Annotated in this window: 19 protein-coding genes; 5 read left to right on the top strand and 14 right to left on the bottom strand. The window is 60.1% G+C overall.

The features are described 5' to 3' along the window. The first annotated feature begins 110 nt into the window (after positions 1–110). Positions 111–1145, top strand: a complete 1035-nt coding sequence (locus C1X29_RS18760) for an alpha/beta fold hydrolase (protein WP_085745281.1) — start codon at positions 111–113, stop codon at positions 1143–1145. A gap of 73 nt (positions 1146–1218) precedes the next feature. Here C1X29_RS18760 and C1X29_RS18755 read toward each other — a convergent pair whose 3' ends face one another. The 12 genes from C1X29_RS18755 to C1X29_RS18700 all read right to left on the bottom strand — a co-directional run bounded on the left by C1X29_RS18755 (position 1219) and on the right by C1X29_RS18700 (position 16112). Continuing rightward, a complete protein-coding gene (locus C1X29_RS18755; protein WP_102718079.1) occupies positions 1219–3561 on the bottom strand; it encodes a hypothetical protein in 2343 nt (780 codons plus the stop codon). A gap of 140 nt (positions 3562–3701) precedes the next feature. Next, positions 3702–4031 carry a GlpM family protein gene (locus C1X29_RS18750; RefSeq protein ID WP_162831789.1) on the bottom strand — a complete coding sequence of 110 codons (330 nt, stop codon included), beginning with the start codon at positions 4029–4031 and terminating at the stop codon, positions 3702–3704. A 20-nt stretch (positions 4032–4051) separates the two neighbouring features. Further along, positions 4052–5380: a sigma-54 dependent transcriptional regulator gene (locus tag C1X29_RS18745; RefSeq protein ID WP_039765821.1), complete on the bottom strand. Its 1329-nt coding sequence runs from the start codon at positions 5378–5380 to the stop codon at positions 4052–4054. Beyond that, positions 5377–7290, bottom strand: coding sequence for a sensor histidine kinase (locus C1X29_RS18740; protein WP_102718078.1), 1914 nt, complete (start codon positions 7288–7290; stop codon positions 5377–5379). Before C1X29_RS18740 ends, C1X29_RS18745 begins: the two co-directional genes overlap by 4 nt. Before the next feature lie 64 nt (positions 7291–7354). After that, a complete protein-coding gene (locus C1X29_RS18735) occupies positions 7355–8089 on the bottom strand; it encodes an amino acid ABC transporter ATP-binding protein (RefSeq protein ID WP_007953170.1) in 735 nt (244 codons plus the stop codon). Beyond that, a complete protein-coding gene (locus C1X29_RS18730; protein WP_007953172.1) occupies positions 8086–8757 on the bottom strand; it encodes an amino acid ABC transporter permease in 672 nt (223 codons plus the stop codon). Before C1X29_RS18730 ends, C1X29_RS18735 begins: the two co-directional genes overlap by 4 nt. Further along, entirely contained in the window at positions 8757–9503 is a 747-nt protein-coding gene (locus C1X29_RS18725) for an amino acid ABC transporter permease (protein ID WP_085745278.1), read from the bottom strand. The genes C1X29_RS18730 and C1X29_RS18725 overlap by 1 nt, the downstream gene beginning before the upstream one ends. Before the next feature lie 194 nt (positions 9504–9697). After that, positions 9698–10612 (bottom strand): glutamate/aspartate ABC transporter substrate-binding protein, encoded by a 915-nt coding sequence (locus C1X29_RS18720; RefSeq protein WP_039765825.1) that lies wholly within the window; start codon positions 10610–10612, stop codon positions 9698–9700. Between the two features lie 339 nt (positions 10613–10951). Continuing rightward, entirely contained in the window at positions 10952–12490 is a 1539-nt protein-coding gene (glpD, locus tag C1X29_RS18715; protein WP_102718077.1) for a glycerol-3-phosphate dehydrogenase, read from the bottom strand. 339 nt (positions 12491–12829) lie between these two features. Then, entirely contained in the window at positions 12830–13585 is a 756-nt protein-coding gene (locus C1X29_RS18710) for a DeoR/GlpR family transcriptional regulator (protein WP_007953179.1), read from the bottom strand. A gap of 95 nt (positions 13586–13680) precedes the next feature. Continuing rightward, positions 13681–15183 (bottom strand): glycerol kinase GlpK, encoded by a 1503-nt coding sequence (glpK, locus tag C1X29_RS18705; RefSeq protein ID WP_039765827.1) that lies wholly within the window; start codon positions 15181–15183, stop codon positions 13681–13683. Between the two features lie 77 nt (positions 15184–15260). Beyond that, a complete protein-coding gene (locus tag C1X29_RS18700; protein WP_102718076.1) occupies positions 15261–16112 on the bottom strand; it encodes an MIP/aquaporin family protein in 852 nt (283 codons plus the stop codon). Between the two features lie 360 nt (positions 16113–16472). Between C1X29_RS18700 and ybaK the strand changes: the two genes are divergently transcribed. Further along, on the top strand, positions 16473–16943 hold the full coding sequence (gene ybaK, locus C1X29_RS18695; protein ID WP_007953184.1) for a Cys-tRNA(Pro) deacylase: 471 nt from the start codon (positions 16473–16475) through the stop codon (positions 16941–16943). 89 nt (positions 16944–17032) lie between these two features. Beyond that, complete coding sequence (locus C1X29_RS18690; RefSeq protein WP_102718075.1) at positions 17033–17815, top strand: PhzF family phenazine biosynthesis protein; 783 nt, start codon at positions 17033–17035, stop codon at positions 17813–17815. 49 nt (positions 17816–17864) lie between these two features. Here the strand turns inward: C1X29_RS18690 and C1X29_RS18685 are convergent, their stop codons facing one another. Beyond that, the gene (locus C1X29_RS18685) at positions 17865–18974 is read right to left on the bottom strand and encodes an ABC transporter ATP-binding protein (RefSeq protein ID WP_085647248.1); all 1110 of its coding nucleotides are present in this window, start codon (positions 18972–18974) and stop codon (positions 17865–17867) included. Then, positions 18971–19891: an ornithine carbamoyltransferase gene (gene argF / locus C1X29_RS18680; RefSeq protein WP_039765834.1), complete on the bottom strand. Its 921-nt coding sequence runs from the start codon at positions 19889–19891 to the stop codon at positions 18971–18973. The genes C1X29_RS18685 and argF overlap by 4 nt, the downstream gene beginning before the upstream one ends. 406 nt (positions 19892–20297) lie before the next feature. Here argF and C1X29_RS18675 point away from each other — a divergent pair, with 406 nt between their 5' ends. After that, on the top strand, positions 20298–20588 hold the full coding sequence (locus C1X29_RS18675) for a hypothetical protein (protein ID WP_007953190.1): 291 nt from the start codon (positions 20298–20300) through the stop codon (positions 20586–20588). 129 nt (positions 20589–20717) lie between these two features. After that, a complete protein-coding gene (locus tag C1X29_RS18670) occupies positions 20718–22823 on the top strand; it encodes a molybdopterin oxidoreductase family protein (RefSeq protein ID WP_102718074.1) in 2106 nt (701 codons plus the stop codon). Positions 22824–22907 lie beyond the last annotated feature (84 nt).

The raw sequence follows: 22907 nt of genomic DNA, 5'->3' as shown, positions 1-22907 counted from the left end.
TGTCGACCGCTCGGCACTCTTCATCAAACTGTCATCGAACTGTGGCAGCGCGCTTGAACAAACTTCATCAGACTCGCGCTCTACTGGGGTTCTGCGTTTCGGTGTTTTTCATGTTCAAGGGATTTTTTGCAATCGCGGCGTTGTTGGCCGCGGTTTTTTTCGTTCCGGCCTCCAATGCGGCGTCGCGTTGCGACGTCAATGTACCGACCGAACGGGTCGATCTGGAGCAGGTGAGCCTGGCCTACGAGAGCGTCGGTCGTGCGTCGGATCCGGCGCTGTTGCTGGTGATGGGCCTGGGTGGGCAGTTGATCCACTGGCCGGATGAAGTGGTGGTTGCGCTGTGTCAGCAAGGCTTTCGGGTGATCCGTTATGACAACCGCGATGTCGGTCTGTCGACCTGGCGCCAGACGCCGGTGGAAGCCAACCTGACTTTTGAGGTACTGCGCTACAAGCTCGGCCTGCCGGTGGCGGCGCCTTACAGCCTGACCGACATGGCCGATGATGCGCTGGGCCTGATGGATGCGTTGCACGTCGAGCAATTCCACGTGCTCGGCGCGAGCATGGGCGGGATGATCGCCCAGCACATGGCGGCCATGGCGCCGCAACGGGTCGAGAGCCTGACGCTGATCATGACCAGCTCCGGCGCCGAAGGGTTGCCGGCGCCGAGCGCGGCGTTGGTGCAGTTGCTGGCACGACGTGGCGCGCCCAATCGCCAGATCGCGCTTGAGCAACAGGCCGATCTGCTGGCGGCGCTGGGCAGTCCTTCAGTCAGCGATGATCGCGAGGCGTTGCTGCATCAAGCGGCGCTGTCCTATGACCGAGCGTTCAATCCCGAAGGCGTGAAGCGCCAGATCATGGCGATCCTCGCCGAACCGAGCCGGGTGGCGTTGCTCAATCAACTACGCGTCCCGACGCTGGTAGTGCATGGCACGGCGGATCCTTTGTTGCCAGTGATGCACGGCGTACATCTGGCGGCACACATTCGTGGTAGTCAGCTGCGGCTGATTCCGGGGCTGGCGCACCGTTTTCAGGAAGCGTTCAAGGAGCCGTTGCTGGCGGCGGTGTTGCCGTATCTGCGCGAGCACCGCGAAGACACGTCGCACTGGGCGCAGATCGAGCCGGTGGCGGAAGGGAATTTGTTGTAGGGAGAGTAGGGCGAAGCCTCGGGGGTGTCAGTCGCCAAGGCTTCTCCGATCCGCGCGTTTGTCGTCTTGCCAATCATCCTGCGATCTTATAAAGCCAGGCTCGTCGTTCTCCGTAAGCTGAGATGCCCAAGTCAGAACCCATACTGGAAAGCCACATCGCCCAAGCGTTCGGACTCCAGGAACCATCGGGGTTGTAAAGAATATTTTCTTTTGACCAATACAGTTCGTTTGGCAGGCCCATTCTTTGGGTCGCGGTACCCGCCGGGCCGCGGTACGTTCTCCTGACGACTTCCAGCTCCCCTAGCGTCAATCCGTAGTTTGCCAGGTTGGGTTGGTCCGGTAGGGTCCAGGTGGTGTAACCGAATTCGAGTCGTTGAACATTGTAAAAAGTGATGGCGTAAAACGCAGTGCCACCTGCACTGTCATAAACCCAGATTATTGCTGTCCCGTTGCCCGTCGCATGCACTCTTCCGGTGTTTATATCTATCCAGGCGACCGACGGATTTGAAGAGTAGTACCGGAATGGTGGGGTGCCTCCTGTGGCGGATCGATGGTAAATGCCTTGCGCCAGTGGTGATTGTGGATTGACTCCCCGGAAGTTGTAACAGCCTTGTGCATTCTGTGAGTGATTCTGGCCCAGGCTCAAAGGCGCGACAACTTTGAACGTCCACGTGTTCGAGAGTGGGTTGGTCCCGGACAGCGCTTTGGCCATTATTTGATAAGTATTTGGTGCAGCGACTACAAAGGTGAAGTCCCATTTGCCGGTCGATCTTGCTGTCGTATTACCGAGCGGTGTGCTTCCGTTCAGAATCTGCAGGTTTTCGTCTTCCGACGAGCTGCCGCTCACGGTCACACTGACTGCCGTCGTGGTACCCCCATTGAGTACAGGCTGGTTGGTCTGAGTGTTGATTGTTGCGGTAATTGTAGGCGTCTGCGTTTGTGAGGCACCGATCTCAAGCAGCAACGGCTCGGACTGCACTGAGGGCGTTCCCGGATTTTCGATTTCGTAGGCAACGATCAATCGCTTGCTTGCGAACCGTTTGATGTAGTCGGCTGGCACTGTGAAGACAACCTTCTGGGTTGCATCGACAATGAATTGTCTGAACATATACATGTTCACCACCCCGTCTGATCCGGTTATCTGCCAGAACATTGTCATCTTTGCATCGTTGGCCAAAGGCCAGTATTTGGGGATCACGACATGCGCCAGCGTGGTGTCCGCAGGTAGTTCGTCTCCTTTCTGTTCGGTAATGGTCGGGGCAGCGGCGGGGTTTTCGGATTTGCTTGCGCTGACGGTAACGGTAGTGGACTTGGAGCTCTGAGTGATCGTGCCGCGTTTTTTCGTGTAGCTGAGCGTAAACAGACCTTTGATGACGTTTCGAATGAGCTCGTTTGGCAACGGTATTTGCAAAAGCCGGCTGTTGGCCTCCATCGTCCTTTCGATCACATGTTCGACCCGGTCACCCCGGGAAGTAAACAGGACAATGGTGAGTAGTACGTTATCGCCAATGCTGAATTGGTCCGTCAAAAGAACTGTTGCCGCAGCGCCGGCTAGGCTGCTGTAGTCGAGATTGTTTGCAGCATCCGTTTCATCTACCTGGGGGGGCGGGAGAAGCACAGCGGTAGGCTTCAGGGACAGCATGACTGCGCTTGACCATCCACTGGCGTTGTGCACCCGGTCTTCGAGTTCATAACTGAGCGCCACCTTGTCGGTGTTGGGCAGCCTGGCCAGGAATTCGGGAAGCAAGTCAAAAAATACCTCCCCCAAAGCGGTGACCGTTACGCTCAGGCCAAGCGGGCCAACCATCAGATAAACCGTGTCGCCGATTGCCTGATACCGGTACTGCGGCACAGTGACGGTCATGCCATTGTCCAGCACGGGTTTGTCAATTACCGTCTCCGAGGGAATTGGCCGTGCCAGTCCCTGGTTGTTGGGCTTGTCGGGCCGTGTATCTTCTTCACCGGGACCGAAGGGTTTGAACAGCAGAGACAGGGGCGGAGAGGTATTTGTATTTCCGCTCGGACGTGTGACTTTGAACACCAACGGCAACGCATCAGGCATGGGGATGGGGGAGGAAAACAACTGATTCAGAAGATCAGACGGCAGGTAAAACGGTACCGGTTTGTCGACGTTTGATCCTACCGAAATGGGGGCGCCGACAGGTCTGGGAGGTGTCCCGATGAGTAACTGTATGAAGTCCAGACTGTCCATGTCCGAGTACGGGAAAAAGTAACCCAATAGTCCCCGTCGATCGCTATTCACCATGTTTCGATTCACGCCGTAGACGTTATTTGCCAGCGCTTTCGCCCCCGGAATGAACGGCGGGACATCCGCCATTATGCGCAAGGGGTCGTGATCCGTTGAAAAGACAAGTTGCTGAGTCGAAGCGTTAGTGTTGCTCGATAGGCTGACCATGTTTTTGCCTCAAGTAAGGTAGCGCTGCAGTCCCCTGCGTATAGGGAGATTGAGCAGCTACCGATGAGGTCCGTCTACTGTCAGATCTAACAGGTCATCGTGATTTTCAGACGAGCGGTGCACCGATACCTACGTCTGATTCAGGCGTGAAGCCGCACCCACACCGACACCAGCACCGTCGCCGCCATCAGCCACGCCACCGCCGCGACCGCCAGCGAAGCCTCTAGGCGCATGCGGTCGACCATCACGTACAAGGTCGCCAGATAGACGAAGTACGGAATGATCGACCACATGCCGAAAACGATGGTGGTCTTCAGGTCGTCGATCGAACGGCCCTTGCCGACAATGTAGTGGGCGATCAGGGCGAAGGTCGGGAACAGCGGCACCAGCCCTGCGATGTAGTAGTTTTTGGTCTTGGCCAGCATGGCGAGGATCACCACCACTGCCGCGCCGAGCATTGCCTTGAAAATCAGATCCACGTCGTTCTCGCTTAATGGCTCAGGCCATATTTTTTCACTTTGTCGAACAACGTGGTCTTGGCCATGCCCAGTTCCAGGCTGGCCTGGGTCAGGTTGCCGCCGCTGCGTTGCAGGGCGTCGCTGAGCAGGTTGCGTTCGAACGCTTCCACCGCTTCGGCGAACGCCAGGCCCTGGCCTGCGCTACCCGCGCCGGTTTTCTTGAACGCCGGCAAACCGAGGGCAAAACGCTCGGCGACGTTGCGCAGCTCGCGCACGTTGCCCGGCCAGTCGTGGCTCATCAGGCTCGACAGGGTCTGGTTGTCCAGCTCCGGCAGCGCGCGGTCGAAACGCAGGGCCGATTGCTGGGTGAAGTGTTCGAACAGTTGCAGGATGTCTTCGCGGCGTTCGCGCAGGGGCGGCAGTTCCAGCGTTACCACGTTGAGGCGGTAGTACAGGTCACTGCGAAATTCCCCGGCCTTGCTCGATTCGTCGAGGTCGGACTTGGTGGCTGCGATCACCCGGCAATCCACCGCCACGCTCTGGTTCGAGCCGAGGCGTTCGAGAGTGCGCTCCTGCAACACCCGCAGCAGTTTGATCTGCAACGGCAGCGGCATGCTTTCCACTTCATCGAGGAACAGCGTGCCGCCGTCGGCGTGTTCGATCTTGCCGATCCGCCGCTTGCCGGCGCCGGTGAAGGCGTTGGCCTCGTGACCGAAGATTTCGCTTTCAAACAGGTTTTCCGGCAGCCCGCCGCAGTTCAGCGCAACGAACTGTTTGCTGTGACGGCGGCTGAAATCATGCAGGCAACGGGCGACCAGTTCCTTGCCGGTACCGGTTTCGCCTTCGATCAGCACATTAGCCGAGGTGTCGGCGACGTTGGCGATCAGCTCGCGCAGGTTCTGCATGGCTGGCGAACGGCCGATGATCCGACCTTCAAGGGAATCGCGTTCGGCCAGTTGCCGGCGCAGGGACGAGACTTCGCGATTCAGGCTGCGTTGTTCGAGGGCTCGGCGGGCCACGTCCACCAGTCGTTCTGGGGAGAACGGTTTCTCCATGAAGTCGTAGGCGCCTTTCTGCATCGCGCCGACGGCCATGGAGATGTCGCCGTGGCCGGTGATCAACACCACCGGCAGGCTGCGGTCGCGCTGCTTGAGCCGGGTCAGCAGTTCCAGGCCGTCGATGCCCGGCAGGCGAATGTCGCTGATGACGATCCCGGCGAAGTTGTCACCGACCTGCTCCAGCGCTTCTTCGGCACTGCCCACGCCGATGCAGGGAATGTCTTCCAGCGTCAGCGCCTGCTGGCAGCCGAGCAGGACATGGGGGTCGTCTTCGACGATCAATACACTGAGGTCGTTGTTCATATTGGCTCGGCAGGAGTAGGGCTTACCAACGGTAAACTGAGGACGAAAGTGGTACCACCGCTGGCCGGGTGTTCGACACCCAGATGCCCGCCGGTGGCGGCCGCCAGACTGGCCGACAGGGTCAGGCCGAGGCCGAGACCCTGTTCGCCGGGCTTGGTGGTGAAGAACGGTTCGAACAGGTGCTTGCGCGCTTCGGCGTCGATGCCGTGACCGTTGTCGCGCACCCGCAGGCGATATTTGCCGTTGAATTCTTCGCCTTCCAGCCACAGTTCCGGCAGCGGTTGCGCCTGCATGGCGTCGAGGGCGTTGCCGATCAGGTTGACCAGAATCTGTTCCAGGCGCGTCTGGTCGATCTGCACCTGCACGTCGTCGAACTGGCGATGCAGTTGCAGGGAGGCACTTTCGACGCGGGCGCCGAGCACTTGCAGCGCGGCATCCACCGCTTTGCCAAGGCTGGCGCGACCCTTGTCGTCACCGCGCCGGGCGAAGGAGCGCAGGCTGGCGGTGATCCGGCCCATGCGGTCGATCAGGTCGTTGATGGTCTTGAGGTTGGTGCTGGCGACATCGAGCTGGCCGCGTTCAAGGAAGCGGATGGTGTTGCCCGACAGTGTGCGCATCGCCGCCAGCGGCTGGTTCAGTTCGTGGGCGATGCTGGTGGACATCTGGCCGATCGCCGCGAGTTTGCCGGCCTGCACCAGTTCGTCCTGGGCACGGCGCAAAGTCTCTTCGGCCTGACGCCGTTCGCGGATCTGGCTCTTGAGCCGGTCGTTGCTGGCGCGCAGGTCGGCGGTGCGTTCGGTAATCCGACGCTCCAGCTGATTGTTGGCTTCCTGCAGGGCTTCACGGGCGGCGAGGCGGGTGGCGATGACCTTGCGCCGTTCGTTCCAGGCGATCAGCAGGAACGCGACCAAGGCAAATGCCACGGCCACCAGAATCCCCTGATTGATCGCCTCGCGCCGCAGATCCTGCAACGGCGTGAGCAGGGTGAAGTTCCACGGGGTATCGCTCAGCGGTCGGGTTTGCGCCAGATAGCTGATGTTTTCCTCATCGCCATCCTGTTGGCTCGGCACTTCGCTGTTGGCCGGGAAGGTGAGTTTCTCCACACCTTCGGACAGGGTTTCGCGGGCCAGCGGTTGCAGTTCGTTCAGCGGAAACCAGTAGTACTGCAGGCTGCGTGCGAGTTTTTCCTTGGTCTCGTCGCTCAGCGGTATGACCGATTTCAGGCGCCGGGCCGGATCGCTGGAGAGAATGATGATGCCGTTTTCATCGCTGACGAAGGCTTCGAGACGCGCTCGTTGCCAGCGTTCTTCCATGGCTTCCAGGCGCACCTTGACCACCGCGACGCCGATGATCTTGCCGTGTTCTTCGAGGCCGTGAGCCAGGTAATAACCGGGTTCGCCGTTGGTGCTGCCGATCCCGTAGAAACGTCCGGGCTGGCCGCGGATGGCATTCTGGAAGTAGGCGCGGAACGACAGGTCTTCACCGAGATAACTGTCGACGTCGCGCCAGTTGCTGGTGGCCATGACGCGGCCTGTGGTGTCCATGACATAGATGGCCCGACTGCGACTGCGTCGGTTCAGGCCTTCAAGGTAATCGTTGACCGTTTGCCGGTGTTCCGGGGTCGGGTCGTCCAGCAACTGCGAAACGCTCGATTCGAGTTCCAGCAGGCTGGGCAGGTAGGTGTATTTGCTGATCTCGCTTTCGACCGCGCGGGCGTGCAGTTCCAGCTGGCGCTGGCCGTTTTCGCCGAGGCTGCGGATGCCGAAATGTTCGCTGGTCCAGAAGCCGATGTAACCCAGTCCGATCATCAGGGCGATGACCAGCGGCGGCAGGAACAGGTGGCGGATCAGACGGGGTTTCACGGCAAGTGATGGCGGCGTGGCGCGATAGAGAGTGGGGTCGCATTTCATCACAGATGCCTTGGGTCAACCACCTGCATTCCCCGACAGAGGATGTCGGGGAATGCAGCCGTTTTTAATGCTGCAGGATTTTCTCGAGGAAATGCTGCGCGCGTTCGGAGCGTTGGCTGATGTCGCCAAAGAACTCTTCTTTCTTGCAGTCTTCGATGATCTTGCCGGCGTCCATGAAGATCACGCGGTCGGCCACTTTACGGGCGAAGCCCATTTCATGGGTCACGCACATCATGGTCATGCCTTCGTGGGCCAGCTGCACCATCACGTCGAGCACTTCGTTGACCATTTCCGGGTCGAGCGCCGAGGTCGGTTCGTCGAACAGCATGACGATCGGGTCCATCGCCAGCGCACGGGCGATCGCCACACGCTGTTGCTGACCGCCGGACAACTGGCCCGGATGTTTGTGGGCATGAGCCGACAGGCCGACGCGCTCGAGCAGTTGCAGGCCTTTCTTGGTCGCCTCTTCCTTGCTGCGGCCCAGCACCTTGATCTGCGCGATGGTCAGGTTTTCGGTGATGGTCAGGTGCGGGAACAGTTCGAAGTGCTGGAACACCATGCCGACGCGCGAGCGCAGTTTCGGCAGGTTGGTCTTCGGATCGGCAATCGACGTGCCGTCGACCACGATGTCACCTTTCTGGAACGGCTCCAGTGCGTTGACGCACTTGATCAGGGTCGACTTGCCCGAACCGGACGGACCGCAGACCACGATCACTTCACCCTTTTTGACCTCGGTGCTGCAATCGGTCAGCACCTGGAAGTCCCCATACCACTTGTTGATGTTCTTGATAGAGATCATACGGCGAACCTTTTTTGCAGACGCTTGACCAGCACCGAGGCGGCAAAGCTGATGGTGAAGTACACGAGACCTGCGAAGATCAGGAACTCATTCGAGCGGCCAATGATGTCGCCACTGGCGCGCGAGGCGTTGAGGAAGTCCACCAGGCCCACGGTGTAGACCAGCGAGGTGTCCTGGAACAGGATGATGCTCTGCTGCAGCAGCAGCGGGGTCATCTTGCGGAACGCCTGGGGCAGGATGATCAGGCGCATCATCTGGCCGTAGGTCATGCCCAGTGCCTGCGCCGCGCCCATCTGGCCTTTCGGGATCGACTGCACGCCGGCCCGGACGATTTCGCAGAAGTACGCCGCTTCGAACATCATGAACGCCACGATGCACGAGGTGAACGCGCCGATCGGGGTGTCTTCGCCGGTGATCCAGCGCAGCACGAACGGCACTGCCAGGTAGAACCAGGTGATCACCAGCAGCAGCGGGATCGAACGGAAATAGTTGACGTACGCGCCGGCGATGCTCGACAGCAGTTTGCTGTGGGACAGGCGCATCAACGCGAGGATGGTGCCGAGGATGATCCCGCCGACCACGCCCAGCGCCATCAGCTTGAGGGTCATCAGCATGCCGTTCCACAGGCCGGGAATGGCCGGAACGATGCCACTGAAATCGAATTCCATTATTTACCCCCCACGGAGATCAGGCCGGGCACGGCGACTTTCTTCTCGACCATGCGCATCAGCAGCATCAGGCTCATGTTGAGGGTGAAATAGATCAGGGTCGCCAGGGTGAACGCTTCAAACAGGTTGGCCGAGAATTCGGCGGTCTGTTTGGTTTGCGCCAGCAGCTCCATCAGACCGATCAGGGACGCCACGGAGGAGTTCTTGAACACGTTCAGGAATTCCGAGGTGAGCGGCGGAATGATGATCCGGTAGGCCTGAGGCAGCAGCACGTTCCAGTAGATCTGCGGCAGCTTGAAACCCATGGCGCGGGCAGCGGATTCCTGGCCGCGTGGCAGCGCCTGGATACCGGTGCGAACCTGTTCGCAGACACGGGCGGCGGTGAACAGGCCCAGGCAGACGACAACGCTCAGGTAGGCCGAAGTGGTCGGGTTCAGGTCCTGCTTGTACCACTCCTGCAGATCCGGCGGCAGCAGATCGGGCACCAGGAAGTACCAGATGAACAGCTGAACCAGCAGCGGCACGTTACGGAACAGTTCGACGTAGCAGGTCGCGATGCCCGACACGATGCGGTTCGGCACGGTGCGCATGATGCCCAGCAGCGAGCCGAGTATCAGGGCGATGATCCAGGCCACGATGGCGATGGCGATGGTCCAGCCCAGACCGGAAATGAACCAGTCGAGATAGGTCTCGCTGCCCACGCCGGTGGACTTGAAGAACACGCCCCAGTCCCAGTTGTAATTCATTAGGGTCTCCCCTCGATTCGATCGATGTACAAGTGCCCGCCTGGGGAAGCTCCGTTCCCGCCCTGATTGTGAAAATCAGGCACACGCGATCGGCTCGACAGCCACCGGTTCGAGTGTTTCCAGAAAATGCCAGCAGGGAGTGACCATCCCCTGAAAAGGCAGGCGCCTCCTCAGGGGATAAGGTTAGTCAGAAATCAGGATTTCTTGTCGTCAGCCGCTTTGTCGGTCGGATTGGCGATCAGGGCCTTGAGCTCGTCGCTCATCGGGAAGTTCAGGTTCAGGCCTTTTGGCGGAATCGGCTGCATGAACCATTTTTCGTAGATCTTGTTGATCTCGCCCGAGGCGTAGGTCGCCTTGATGGCGTCGTCGACAGCCTTTTTGAACGGCGCATCGCCCTTGCGCATCATGCAGCCATAGATTTCGTACGACTGTGGCGTGCCGGTTACAGCCCAGTCGGAGGCTTTCTTGGCCTTGGCGGCTTCGCCGGCCAGCAGGGCGTCGTCCATCATGAACGCAACGGCACGACCCGATTCCAGCATCTGGAAGGATTCACCGTGGTCCTTGGCGGAGATCACGTTCATGCCCATCTGCTTGTCGGCGTTCATCGCCTTGAGGATGCGCTCGGAAGTGGTGCCGGCGGTGGTCACGACGTTCTTGCCTTTCAGATCGTCGAAATCCTTGTACTTGGAGTCAGCCTTGGACAGCAGACGGGTACCGATTTCGAAGATGCCGACGGAGAAATCAACCTGTTGCTGACGCTCGACGTTGTTGGTGGTGGAGCCGCACTCGACGTCCACGGTGCCGTTCTGCACCAGCGGGATACGGGTTTGCGAAGTCACGAGGTTGTATTTGACCTGCAGGTTTGGCAGGTCCAGGTCTTTCTTGATCGCTTCGACGATGGCCAGCTGGATATCGTGGGAGTAGCCGACCGGCTTGCCGGAAGCGTCAGCGATGTAGGAGAAAGGAATGGAAGCGTCACGGTGGCCCAGGGTGATGACGCCGGACTCTTTGATCTTCTTAAGGGTGCCGGTGAGTTCGGCAGCGAAAACTGGTGTGCTGATCAGAGCGGCAGCAATGGCTGCGCCCAGGATATGGGGAACGATGCGCATCAAATTTTCCTCGACATTGTTTTTTTTATGGAGCCGGTTGAGCGGGCCCTTTGTACTTCGAATGCCTGACGGCTCCTGTTGTGTTGGCGCAACGGGCATTCGTCGAAGGAGTGTAGAGCATGAGTCGTGCCAGACCAGTCAGTACAGGTTAATTCATTGATTTATAACGTTATTAAAGTTTTGTGATGGTGTTTTTCCGTCAATCTGATCCGGTTAACCGAATTGACCGTCAGGTCGCGTTCGGAAAACCGAACGTCCTCATTGCGCCTTGTTTCAGCCTGAATGCAAAAAGCCCCTGAATCTTTCGATTCAGGGGCTTTTTGTTCAGCGACGAACGGATCAGGCCGCTTCGATCTTGCTGCGGTTCTGCTCGACCTTGTTCAGGTATGCCGCCAGTCGCTCTTGCTCGTTCGACGTGGTGAACAGGCCCAGTTTGCTGCGACGCCACAGGATGTCGTGCGCCGTGGTGGCCCACTCTTCAGTGCACAGGTAATCGACTTCACGGGTGTAGAGCCCGCCACCGATGTGTTCACCCATGTCGGCCAGGGTGTCGACGCCTTCGAGCATGCGCCAGGTGCGGCTGCCGTAGGTGGTGGCCCAGCGGCGTGCAATTTCGGTCGGCACGAAGTCAAACTTGTCGCGGATCAGCGCGCTCAGGGCCTGTGGCGTGGTCATGTCCTCGCCGCCGGGCAGGGTGGCGGTGGCCGTCCAGCTCGGGCGCATCTGGGTGAAGTACGGCATCAGCTGCGCCATCGCTGACTCGGCGAGCTTGCGATAGGTGGTCAGCTTGCCGCCGAACACCGACAGCAGCGGCGCTTCTTCGGTGCTGCCGGACAGCGCCAGAGTGTAGTCGCGGGTCACGGCCGAAGGGTTGTCGGACTCGTCGTTGCACAGCGGACGTACGCCCGAGTAGGTGTGCAGGATGTCGTCACGGCTGATCTGCTTCTTGAAGTGGGCGTTGACCACTTTGAGCAGGTAATCGGTTTCGCCGTCGGTGATCGCCACTTTGGCCGGATCGCCGGTGTATTCGCGGTCGGTGGTGCCGATCAGGGTCAGGTTGTTCAGGTACGGAATGGTGAAAACGATGCGCTGATCTTCGTTTTGCAGGATGTGCGCGTGATCGCCTTCGTACAGTTTCGGCACGATGATGTGGCTACCCTGGATCAGACGGATGCCGTACGGCGCCTCCATCTTCAGGTCGTCACGGATGAACTTGGCGACCCACGGGCCGGCGGCGTTCACCAGCGCTTTGGCGGTGATCGAAAACAGGCTGCCGTCGGCGCGTTCCAGGTTCAGGTGCCACAGGCCCTTGGCGCGGCGGGCGCTGACGCAACGGGTCTGGGTGTGAATGTGCGCGCCTTTCTCGCGGGCGGCCATGGCGTTCAGAACCACGAGGCGGGCGTCGTCGACCCAGCAGTCGGAGTATTCGAAGCCTTTGCTGATTTCACTTTTCAGTGCGCTGTCGGCGCCGAACTTCAGGCTTTTCGAGCCTGCGAGTTTTTCGCGCTTGCCGAGGTGGTCATAAAGGAACAGGCCCGCACGGATCATCCACGCCGGACGCAGGTGCGGGCGGTGCGGCAGCACGAAACGCATCGGCTTGACGATGTGCGGGGCCTTGGCCAGCAGCACTTCGCGTTCGGCCAGGGCTTCGCGCACCAGACGGAATTCGTAATGTTCGAGGTAGCGCAGGCCACCGTGGATCAGCTTGCTGCTGGCCGACGAGGTGTGGCTGGCCAGATCGTCCTTTTCGCAAAGGAACACCGAAAGACCGCGACCGGCGGCATCCGCTGCGATCCCCACGCCATTGATCCCGCCGCCGATGACGGCGATGTCGTAGATCTCGGAGATAGGGGGCGTACGCAAGGTAGATGTGGACATCGGCTGGCCTCGGGCTCTTTTGATTTTCTGTCTTGGAAATCGAACATGAATGTTCATTTGCGAAAATGGTAGCCCATAAAGACGCGCGCAGCCAGTCGACTTCGATTGAAAAAACTCATCGAAGGACGGGTAAAAGAAAATTTTCGAACATAAGATGCGCGTTAGAGCACTGATCGTTGCACGCAGAGCGGACTGATCGTTCCCACGCTCTGCGTGGGAGTGCATACATTGACGCTCTGCGTCGGCTTCTGAATGGGACGCAGAGCGTCCCGGGCGGCATTCCCACGCAGAGCGTGGGAACGAGAATTCACCGGGAGGGAGTTATATGCGGGAGGGGGGTTAAACGACCTCCAGACGAATCTTGTGCTGGCTCAGCAGTTGCGCCAGGGCTGGCACCGGCTGCTGATCGGTCACCAGGCAATCGATCAGACTGATCGGGCCGAGGCGGATCATCGCATTACGGCCGAATTTGCTGGAGTCCGCCGCCAGGATCACCTGCCGGGCATTGGCGATGATCGCCTGGGACACCCGCACTTCCTGGTAATCGAAGTCGAGCAGGCTGCCGTCTTCGTCGATACCGCTGATGCCCACCAGCGCAAAGTCGACCTTGAACTGGTTGATGAAGTCCACGCTTGCCTGACCCACCACACCGCCGTCGCGACGCACGTTGCCGCCGGTCAGCAACACATCGAAATCATCCTTGGCGCTGAGCATCGAAGCGACGTGCAGGTTGTTGGTGATGATCTTCAGATGGCTGTGATTGAGCAGGGCGCGGGCAATCGATTCGGTCGTCGTGCCGATGTTGATGAACAGCGAGGCGTGATCGGGAATCTGCGCGGCGATGGCTTCGCCGATGCGTTGCTTTTCATCGCGCATCTGATCGGCGCGCATCGCGTAGGCGGTGTTTTCGACGCTGGAATCATAGGCGGCGCCGCCGTGGTAGCGACGCAGCAGATTGGCTTCCGCCAGTTGATTGATATCGCGGCGGATGGTTTGCGGGGTAACAACGAACAGCGTGGCCATTTCCTCGATGCTCACATAGCCGCGTTCGCGGACCAGCTCGAGGATTTGCTGCTGACGGGGAGGCAGATTCATGGGGCTTCCTTTGGGCTGCCGTGCAAAATTTGCCCATGATGCCGCAGGAATCCGCTCCCTACCAGTTACAACAGGTTACGAGTACTCAGCTTGGCTTATTCAGCGTCTTCACGTTCCCAGTCACGGGTACGGCTGACGGCTTTTTTCCAGCCTTTATACAGCTTCTCTTTGGCCGCTTCGTCCAGGCTCGGTTCGAATTCGCGCTCGATCACGGCCTTGCCGCGCAGTTCTTCCAGGCTGCCCCAGAAACCGCACGCCAGACCGGCCAGATATGCGGCGCCCAGCGCCGTGGTTTCGCGCATTTTCGGACGCTCGACCTGAGTGCCGAGGATGTCGGCCTGGAACTGCATGAGGAAGTTGTTGGCTACCGCACCACCGTCCACGCGCAGGGCTTTGAGGCGTTCGCCGGAGTCCTGTTGCATGGCGTCGAGGACGTCGCGAGTCTGGTAGGCAATCGACTCCAGCGCTGCGCGGATGATGTGATCCACGCGCACGCCACGGGTCAGGCCGAACAGGGCGCCACGGGCATACGGGTCCCAGTAGGGAGCGCCGAGGCCCGTGAAGGCTGGCACCAGATAGACGCCGTTGCTGTCCTTCACTTTATTGGCGAAGTATTCGGTGTCATGGGCGTCGTTGACGATTTTCAGTTCATCGCGCAGCCACTGCACGGTCGAACCGCCGTTGAACACAGCGCCTTCCAGTGCGTAAGCCACTTCGCCGCGTGGGCCGCAAGCGATGGTGGTCAGCATGCCGTGCTGGGATTTCACCGCTTTGTCGCCGGTGTTCATCAGCAGGAAGCAACCGGTGCCGTAGGTGTTTTTCGCCTGGCCCGGCTCGACGCACATCTGGCCGAACAGCGCGGCCTGTTGGTCGCCGGCGATACCGCCGATGGCAATCCCACTTTTGGTGCGGCCGTAGATTTCCGAAGAGGCTTTGACTTCCGGCAGCATCTCGCGCGGGATGTCGAGGATCTCCAGCATCTTCGCGTCCCACTCCAGGGTGTGGATGTTGAAGAGCATGGTGCGCGAGGCGTTGGTGTAGTCGGTGACGTGGACCTTGCCGCCGGTAAATTTCCAGATCAGCCAGCTGTCGACAGTGCCGAACAGCAGTTCGCCGTTGCGCGCGCGCTCGCGGCTGCCTTCGACGTTGTCGAGGATCCACTTCAGTTTGGTGCCGGAGAAGTACGGGTCGGTGACCAGACCTGTGGTGTCGCGGATGTAGTCTTCATGACCGTCGCGCTTGAGCTGCTGGCAGATCTCGGTGCTGCGGCGGCATTGCCAGACGATCGCGTTGTACACCGGGCGGCCGGTGGTCTTGTCCCAGACCACGGTGGTTTCACGCTGGTTGGTGATGCCGATGGCAGCGACCTGATCGTGATGCAGACCGGCCTGGGCCAGCGCTTCGACCATCACCGCGCTCTGGGTGGCGAAGATTTCCATCGGATCGTGTTCGACCCAACCGGCTTGCGGGTAATGCTGGGCGAATTCGCGTTGTGCGGTGCACACCACGTTCGCGTCGCGGTCGAAAATGATCGCGCGGGAGCTGGTCGTACCCTGATCGAGGGCAATGATGTAGTTCTTGTTCTGAATATCGGTCATGTCGATTGCCTTGGACGAAATAAGGGAGAGTGGGCCGTGGCGCGGGCTCTAAAGGGCAGGAGCCCGCGCCGACTGTTTCAAGAAGTTCTTGGTTTGCCGTCAATGGCCGGTTCTGCATCCTTTGTAGCAGGTGTGGCGCCGGTCAGGTGACGGGCAATCAGCCCGCGATACCCGGCAGCGCCGAGGCAGGCACCGACAATCGGTGCAAAAATCGGAATCAGGAAGTACGGGATTTCACGTGCGCCGGTGAAGGAAATTTCACCCCAGCCGGCGAAGAAAGTCATCAGTTTCGGACCGAAGTCCCGGGCCGGGTTCATCGCGAAACCGGTCAGCGGGCCCATCGAACTGCCGATCACGGCAATCAGCAGACCGATCAGCAGCGGCGCCAGCGGGCCTTTCGGCAGGCCGTTGTTGTCGTCGGTCAGGGACATGATCACGCCCATCAGGATCGCGGTGATGATCACCTCGACCAGGAACGCCTGGGCAGTCGACAGCGCAGGGTTCGGGAAGGTGGAGAACACCGACGCCAGTTCGAGGCTGGCTTCAGTGCCACGAACCATATGGTGAGTTTGTTCGAAATCGAAGAACAGGTTGCTGTACAGCGTGTAAACCAACAGAGCGCCGCAAAAGGCGCCGGCGACCTGGGCCAGAATGTAGAACGGCAGTTTTCGCTTTTCGAAGTCGGTGAAAATGCTCAGGGCAATACTGACGGCAGGGTTCAGGTGCGCGCCGGAAACGCCGGCGGTGAGGTAGATCGCCATGCTGACGCCGACGCCCCAGATGATGCTGATTTCCCACAGACCGAAGCTGGCGCCCGCGACCTTGAGCGCGGCGACACAACCCGTACCGAAAAAGATCAGAAGTGCAGTACCCAGAAACTCGGCCAGGCACTGGCTCGAGAGCGAAGGTTGCTGTAACGCAGTTGTCATTGAAAACCTCGGTTTTTGTTGTTGTCTGGCGCGTTGCCGACAGGGCAAGGCGCGATTTTCGCCGAGGCAGGATCCCCATCCTGTTCCCGGTTTACTGCTGGGTGCTGCGATGACGATAATTCTTACATTATTCAGATTCGAAAAAATATAGACAAGAAACAAACCTGTCAAAGGTCGAAAGTGAACCGCCAGTCACAAATAAACTATCAGTCACGTGAATGATCCTGCGGGTCACCCGTCTCGCACGATTGTTATCGGCCTGCAAACCCCGGGAAACGTGGCGCGTGGTAGAGCCTTTTGCACAGCGATGGCCTAAAATCCGCCGCAGGATTTTTTGCCACTGCCGAGCCCGGAGCTGCCATGACCCCTGCGTTGGACTTGTTGAAAAAAGTTCGTGCCGAACATCGCGTGCACAGTTACGAACATGACCCCAAGGCCGCGTCGTATGGCCTGGAGGCCGCGGAAAAACTGGGGCTCGATCCGGCGCAGGTGTTCAAGACGCTGCTCGCGGCGAGTGAGAAGGGTGAGTTGCTGGTGGCGGTGGTGCCGGTCGTCGGAAGTCTCGACCTCAAGGGGCTTGCCCATGCCGCCGGCGTGAAAAAAGTCGAGATGGCCGACCCGGCCGCCGCGCAGCGTTCCACCGGTTACCTGCTGGGCGGCATCAGCCCGCTGGGGCAGAAAAAACGCCTGCGTACCTTCATCGATAATTCGGCCCAGCCTTTTGCGACCATTTATGTCAGTGCTGGCCGGCGAGGGCTGGAAGTGGAGCTGGCGCCGGCGGTATTGGCAGAGCACACCCAGGCGAAATTTGCCGACATCGGTCGCCCATGACGTCTGTATGAAGAAAATTGGCCGGTACTGTCACTGGCGCTGATCCGGCCGGCGCTGCATGCTCGTTCGACTGACACAGGGAGAAGGTTATGCAGCTCGAGTTTCATCAGGTCGACGCGTTCAGTGATCGACCGTTCAGTGGCAATCCGGCAATGGTCTATCGGCTCGACGCGTGGCTCGCGGACGAACTGATGCAGAAGATCGCCGCCGAGCACAATCTGGCGGAAACCGCGTTTCTGGTGCGCGAAGGGCAGGCGTGGCACATCCGCTGGTTCACGCCGACCACCGAGGTGCCGCTGTGTGGTCACGCGACCCTGGCCAGCGCCTATGTACTGTTCGAGATCTATAAGGAAAGCGCCGAGCGTCTGGACTTCACCTGTAAGTCCGGGCCGTTGAGCGTCAGCCGCGAGGGTGGCAGGTTGTGGCTGGATTTCCCGGCCATCGAAGCGGTGGAGAAAGGCGTCACCGTGGAGATCGAACGGGCGCTGAATGTTCAGGCGGTGGATGTTCTGAGTTCCAACGAGCTGTTCGTGGTGCTGGAGTCCGAGCAGGCGGTGCTTGATTGCCAGCCGGACATGGTCGCCCTCGCCAAGCTGCCTTGGCTGGGTGCGATCGTCACCGCCCGGGGCAATCAGCATGATTTTGTCTCGCGCTATTTCGCCCCGGCCATCGGCATCAATGAAGACCCGGTGACCGGCTCGACACATTGCAGCCTGATTCCGTACTGGTCGAAACGTCTGGGCAAATCCAGCCTCACTGCATGCCAGCGTTCGGCGCGGGGTGGTGAACTGTTCTGTCAGCTGGAAGGCGAGCGGGTGAAGATCGGCGGGAATGCGACGCTGGTGGCCAGCGGCACATTGATGCTGGGCTGAAGCCAAAAAACAAGGGAGCCATCAAGCTCCCTTATTATTTGTGTGCAGATCAGTGCGCGGTGCTGTAACGGCGAACGCCGTTTTCCACCGCCGGAATCTGTGCAGCGGTGCTGCCGGAGGCCTGGAACAGCACCAGATGTTCCGCTGCCACCCGAATCCCGACATCTGCCCCTACCTGATGGTCGGCATGGCTCGGGAAGATCGATTCCAGCTGTGCGCCGGTCGGCAGTTGCAGGCGATACAGGGTCGAGGCGCCGAGGAAGGTCTTGCCGACGATCCGCGCTTTCAGCGCACTGTCCGGCGCGTAAACGATGTCGTCCGGACGCAGCAGCACATCCACCGCGCCACCGATCGGCCAGGTGTAGGCGCGATTGCCGCGCAGTTCGCCGAGTTCGGTCTGCACCGATTCCGGGCTGCCCAATTGGCCGCGAATGAAGTAACCCTGACCGATAAAACTGGCCACGTACGGCGTCGCCGGCTCGTGATAGAGGTTGTACGGCGTGTCCCACTGCTCCAGCCGGCCTTCCTTGAACACGCCGACGTGGTCGCTGACGGCGAAGGCTTCTTCCTGGTCGTGGGTCACCAGAATCGCGCTGGTGCCACGGGCTTTGAGGATGTCGCGCACTTCATGGCTGAGCTTGCGGCGCAACTCGCCATCGAGGTTGGAGAACGGCTCGTCGAGCAGCAACAGTTGCGGCTCCGGCGCCAGGGCGCGGGCGAGGGCGACACGTTGCTGCTGGCCGCCGGACAGTTCGTGGGGGAAGCGCTTGCCGAGGTTCTTCAGGTTGACCAGTTCCAGCAGCTCTTCGGTGACGCGCTCCTTGTTCGGGTGCTTGCGGATACCGAAGGCGATGTTGTCCGCGACACTCAGGTGCGGGAACAGCGCGTAGTCCTGGAACACCATGCCGATCCGGCGTTTTTCCGGGGCGAGGGTAAAACCGGCGCTGGAGATGACCTCACCGCCGAGAGAAATTTCCCCTTCGTGCACCGGTTCGAAACCGGCAATCGCACGCAGGGTGGTGGTCTTGCCGCAGCCCGAGGAGCCTAGCAGGCAACCGATGTCGCCGGCGTTGAGGTGCAGATTGAGGTTCTGCACCACACGTTGATCTTGATAGCCGCAAGCGAGGTTGCGCAGGTTCAGCAGTAATTCATGACTCATGCGTGGTGATATGCCGGTTCGACGAGGAACTCGAGCAGGGCCTTCTGTGCGTGGAGACGGTTTTCTGCCTGATCCCAGGCGACGGAGCGCGGATCATCGAGCAGGTCGAGGCTGATTTCCTCACCGCGGTGAGCGGGCAGGCAGTGCATGAATAGCACGTCATCGGCAGCCAGGTCGAGCAGGGCGCGGTTGACCTGAAACGGCGCGAACAGTTTGAGGCGCTTGGCGGTTTCCTCTTCCTGACCCATGGAGGTCCAGACGTCGGTGCTCACCAGATGCGCGCCGCGCACGGCGTCTTTCGGGTCGCGGACGATGGTTACGCGATCACCGGCCTTGGCCACGAATTCAGGGTTTGGCTCATAGCCTTCCGGGCAGGCCACGCGCAACTGGAAGTCGAACTGGATCGCCGCTTCTATATAGCTGTTGCACATGTTGTTGCCGTCGCCGATCCAGGCCACGGTCTTGCCCTGGATCGAGCCGCGGTGTTCGAGGAAGGTCTGCATGTCGGCCAGCAACTGACACGGGTGCAGGTCATCGGACAGGCCGTTGATCACTGGCACGCGGGAGTTGGCGGCGAATTCGGTCAGGGTGCTGTGGGCAAAGGTACGGATCATCACTGCGTCGAGCATGCTCGACATGACGATGGCGCAGTCGCCGATCGGCTCGCCACGGCCCAGCTGGGTGTCGCGCGGCGACAGGAAGATCGCCTGGCCACCGAGCTGGATCATGCCGGCCTCGAAGGAGATCCGGGTACGGGTCGAGGATTTCTCGAAGATCATCCCCAGGACGCGGTTTTTCAGAGGCTCGAACAGTACGCCGCGGTTACGCAGGTCCTTGAGCTCAACGCCTCGACGGATCACGCTGACCAGCTCTTCGGGCGTGCAATCCATCAGGGAGAGAAAGTGCCTTGCGCTCATCATTGACTACCTTTTTGCTACAAACCGCAGATGCTCAAAGCCTTGTTTATCGGAACAACGGGCGAGACCTGCGGCGTAAGCCGCACGGGGGCGACGAAATAGGGGAAGGCGCGATATTGACACTAAATGTCGCGTTTTTCCAATAGGCTACGGTTTTTGCAGAAATGTGCCGGAGTGAGAACAGTGCGAACACTGTGATTTCCGGTCAGTTTTCGAGAGGGCAGCGAGGCATTTGTACACTGGCCCCACCGGGCTTGGCAATCAGGCGCGGCGGGGATGGCACAGCCCTGGTCGGTTTGCGACCGATGAGCCACTGGTTCGCTTGGTCGGATGCGCAGGTTGAAACATTTGCTAAAGCAAAGTGCTGGGTTATAAATAAATCACGAGCGACGCAGGAAGCCTCCGCATGGAATCGAAAGAAAAACTGTTAATGGAACTGCTGGGCCACACGGCACGCTCATTGACCCACCTTACCGCCTCGATGACCTCGATGTCCTTCGAACTGCTGCGCAGCGATGACGACGTGGTCAAGGCCGCCAGCCGGCAGATGATCGACCGGATGGCGACCATCAGCGCCGGGCTCGACGAGCATTGGCGACTGATCGGCGAACTCACCGGCGTCCACGTCGCCCACGAGCAGATCGAGACCATCCAGGAAATCCAGCTGGCCGCACCGCCCCAGCTTCCGGCGAACTGACGCGTCTATCGGCGGGCCTGATGGCCGCCGATTCACAAGACGAACGTCGCTGGCGCTGCACCGGGTCGCGGGCCATAGTTTTGTTCCCGCAGGCGTGATTGCCTGCCCAGAACAAGACAGAGACTGGCCATGACCAAGACTCTCCATCACCGTGCCTGCCACCTGTGTGAAGCCATTTGCGGCTTGACCATCGAAACCACCGAAACCGACGGTCAGGTGCAGATCACCTCGATCAAGGGCGATGCGCTGGACACGTTCAGTCGTGGACACATCTGCCCCAAGGCCGTGGCGCTGCAAGACATCCAGAATGATCCGGATCGCCTGCGCCAGCCGATGCGCCGGGTCGGCAGCGAATGGCTGCCCATCGAGTGGGACGAAGCGTTCGAACTGGTCGCCGAAAAACTCTCGGCGATTCAGGAGCGTCATGGGCAGAACGCGGTCGCCGTGTATCAGGGCAACCCCAGCGTCCACAACTATGGGTTGATGACCCACAGCAACTACTTCCTCGGCCTGTTGAAAACCCGCAACCGCTATTCGGCGACGTCGGTCGATCAACTGCCTCATCACCTGACCAGCTACTTGATGTACGGCCACGGCCTGCTGCTGCCGATCCCGGATATCGATCACACCGATTTCATGCTGATCCTGGGCGGTAATCCGCTGGCGTCCAACGGCAGCATCATGACCGTGCCGGATGTCGAGAAGCGTCTGAAGGCGATCCAGGCCCGGGGCGGCAAAGTGGTGGTGGTTGATCCACGGCGCAGCGAGACGGCGGCGATGGCCGATCAGCATTTGTTCGTGCGCCCCGGTGGCGATGCGGCGTTGTTGTTTGGTGTGCTCAACACGTTGTTCAGCGAAGGGCTGACGTCTGACAGTCATTTGCCGGTGGACGGCCTGGATGAGGTTCGCGCTGCGGTGGCGGGGTTCACCGCTGAAGCCATGAGCCCGTTGTGCGCGGTTCCTGCCGAACAGATCCGCCAGTTGGCCCGGGACTTCGCCGCCGCGCCAAGCGCCGTTTGCTACGGTCGGATGGGTGTTTCCACTCAAGCCTTCGGCACGCTGTGCCATTGGGTCGTGCAGTTGATCAATCTGGTCACCGGCAACCTCGACCGCGTCGGCGGTGCCTTGTGCACCGAGCCGGCGGTGGATCTGGTGGCGTCGACTTCGGGTGGACACTTCAATAAATGGCAGAGCCGCGTGTCCGGGCGTCCTGAGTACGGCGGCGAGTTGCCGGTCTCGGCGCTGGCCGAAGAAATGCTCACAGAAGGCGAGGGGCAGATCCGCGCGCTGATTACCGTGGCCGGCAACCCGGTGTTGTCCACACCCAACGGCCGGCAACTGGAGCAGGCGTTGGACGGGCTGGAGTTCATGGTCAGCGTCGATCTGTACATCAACGAAACCACGCGTTACGCCGACCTGATCCTGCCGTCGACTTCGGCGCTGGAGAACGATCACTACGACACCACCTTCAACCTGTTCGCGGTGCGCAACGTCACCCGGTTCAATCGGGCGATCCTCGCCAAACCCGAAGGGGCGCTGCACGACTGGGAAATTTTCGTCGGCCTGGCCAAGGCCTTTGCCGCGAAGACCGGCAAGGAGCTGAAGCCAACGATGCCGCCGGCGAAGATGATCGACATGGGGTTGCGCATGGGTTTGTATGGCGATGCATCCGAGCACAAATTGTCGCTGGCGACGCTGTTCGATCATCCTCACGGCGTTGATCTGGGAGCGCTGAAACCCAACCTGGCACCGCGATTGAAGAGCGCCAATCAACGAGTTCAGGCCGCGCCGCCGGAAATCCTCGCTGACCTCGCGCGTTTCGCCGCTTTGCAGGCACCGGCCGCCGATGAGCTGTTGATGATCGGCCGCCGTCATGTGCGCAGCAACAATTCGTGGATGCACAATTACCATCGGCTGGTGAAGGGCAAGCCGCGTCATCAGCTGTTGATGAACCCGGACGATCTCGCCAGTCGCGGGCTCAGTGATGGTCAGCTTGTGCGCGTGAGTTCACGGGTCGGGCAGATCGAGGTCGAAGTGCTGGGCAGTGCGGACATGATGAAGGGCGTGGTCAGCCTGCCGCATGGATGGGGCCATGCCCGGCCGGGCGTGCAGATGGCGATTGCCAGCGGTCAGCCGGGCTCCAGTGCCAATGACCTGACCGATGAATGCCAGCTCGACGAGCTGTCAGGCAACGCGGCGCTCAATGGCGTGCCGGTGACGGTGGCGGCGGCTTGAGCATGTCTGTCGGGGAGACCGAGCAGCGCGCTCGGGATTCCGTTACAATGCGCCACCGTGCCGACCCATGAGTCGGAAAGTTCA

This window comes from Pseudomonas sp. GW456-12-10-14-LB2 (assembly GCF_002884345.1).
GTDB lineage: Bacteria > Pseudomonadota > Gammaproteobacteria > Pseudomonadales > Pseudomonadaceae > Aquipseudomonas > Aquipseudomonas paraglycinae.
Note: the sequence above shows the minus strand (reverse complement) of the source record. Positions and strands in the feature narration are given on the sequence as shown.

Excerpts from the sequence above, each read along its gene's own strand:
- C1X29_RS18740 (WP_102718078.1), bottom strand. The coding sequence starts at position 7,290 with ATGAAATGCGACCCCACTCTCTATCGCGCCACGCCGCCATCACTTGCC.
- C1X29_RS18760 (WP_085745281.1), top strand. The coding sequence starts at position 111 with ATGTTCAAGGGATTTTTTGCAATCGCGGCGTTGTTGGCCGCGGTTTTT.
- glpK (WP_039765827.1), bottom strand. The coding sequence starts at position 15,183 with ATGACCGATATTCAGAACAAGAACTACATCATTGCCCTCGATCAGGGT.
- C1X29_RS18745 (WP_039765821.1), bottom strand. The coding sequence starts at position 5,380 with ATGAACAACGACCTCAGTGTATTGATCGTCGAAGACGACCCCCATGTC.
- C1X29_RS18735 (WP_007953170.1), bottom strand. The coding sequence starts at position 8,089 with ATGATCTCTATCAAGAACATCAACAAGTGGTATGGGGACTTCCAGGTG.
- C1X29_RS18700 (WP_102718076.1), bottom strand. The coding sequence starts at position 16,112 with ATGACAACTGCGTTACAGCAACCTTCGCTCTCGAGCCAGTGCCTGGCC.
- C1X29_RS18755 (WP_102718079.1), bottom strand. The coding sequence starts at position 3,561 with ATGGTCAGCCTATCGAGCAACACTAACGCTTCGACTCAGCAACTTGTC.
- C1X29_RS18670 (WP_102718074.1), top strand. The coding sequence starts at position 20,718 with ATGACCAAGACTCTCCATCACCGTGCCTGCCACCTGTGTGAAGCCATT.
- C1X29_RS18730 (WP_007953172.1), bottom strand. The coding sequence starts at position 8,757 with ATGGAATTCGATTTCAGTGGCATCGTTCCGGCCATTCCCGGCCTGTGG.
- ybaK (WP_007953184.1), top strand. The coding sequence starts at position 16,473 with ATGACCCCTGCGTTGGACTTGTTGAAAAAAGTTCGTGCCGAACATCGC.
- glpD (WP_102718077.1), bottom strand. The coding sequence starts at position 12,490 with ATGTCCACATCTACCTTGCGTACGCCCCCTATCTCCGAGATCTACGAC.
- C1X29_RS18675 (WP_007953190.1), top strand. The coding sequence starts at position 20,298 with ATGGAATCGAAAGAAAAACTGTTAATGGAACTGCTGGGCCACACGGCA.
- C1X29_RS18685 (WP_085647248.1), bottom strand. The coding sequence starts at position 18,974 with ATGAGTCATGAATTACTGCTGAACCTGCGCAACCTCGCTTGCGGCTAT.
- argF (WP_039765834.1), bottom strand. The coding sequence starts at position 19,891 with ATGAGCGCAAGGCACTTTCTCTCCCTGATGGATTGCACGCCCGAAGAG.
- C1X29_RS18725 (WP_085745278.1), bottom strand. The coding sequence starts at position 9,503 with ATGAATTACAACTGGGACTGGGGCGTGTTCTTCAAGTCCACCGGCGTG.
- C1X29_RS18720 (WP_039765825.1), bottom strand. The coding sequence starts at position 10,612 with ATGCGCATCGTTCCCCATATCCTGGGCGCAGCCATTGCTGCCGCTCTG.
- C1X29_RS18690 (WP_102718075.1), top strand. The coding sequence starts at position 17,033 with ATGCAGCTCGAGTTTCATCAGGTCGACGCGTTCAGTGATCGACCGTTC.
- C1X29_RS18710 (WP_007953179.1), bottom strand. The coding sequence starts at position 13,585 with ATGAATCTGCCTCCCCGTCAGCAGCAAATCCTCGAGCTGGTCCGCGAA.